1 protein-coding gene is annotated in these 551 nt (G+C 53.7%); it reads left to right on the forward strand.

What is annotated here, in order from left to right:
* Positions 1 to 551 (forward strand): L-serine ammonia-lyase, iron-sulfur-dependent, subunit alpha (sdaAA, locus tag MXD58_RS31815; RefSeq protein ID WP_250610051.1); only part of this gene is annotated, 551 nt, incomplete at both ends.

A 551-nucleotide genomic window follows, 5' to 3' on the forward strand; every position in this document is an offset into this window, starting at 1 on the left:
GATGGGAACCATCTGTGCCACTCCTACTGCAGGCTCAGCGGGGGTTGTACCAGGTACATTATTTGCCGTACAGCGGAAGCTAAACCCAACCCGGGAGCAAAAGCTGGAGTTTTTATTTACTGCCGGGGCTTTCGGTTTTGTCGTGGCAAACAATGCATCGATTTCCGGTGCGGCAGGCGGTTGCCAGGCCGAGGTTGGTTCTGCTGCAGGTATGGCATCGGCAGCAATTGTTGAAATGGCCGGCGGCACTCCTTCACAAAGCGCTGAAGCAATGGCGATCACGCTGAAAAATATGCTGGGACTCGTTTGCGACCCGGTAGCCGGCCTGGTCGAGGTACCATGCGTAAAACGGAATGCAATGGGAGCAGCAAATGCTATGGTTGCGGCAGATATGGCATTAGCGGGAATCACAAGCCGGATTCCATGTGATGAAGTCATCGGGGCGATGTTCAAAATCGGCCAATCGATGCCTTCTGCTTTAAGAGAAACTGCGCAGGGAGGGTTAGCGGCCACACCGACAGGCAGAGAGTTAGAGGCGAAAATATTTGGAT

Source organism: Frankia sp. AgKG'84/4, from assembly GCF_023242965.2.
Lineage (GTDB): Bacteria > Actinomycetota > Actinomycetes > Frankiales > Frankiaceae > Frankia.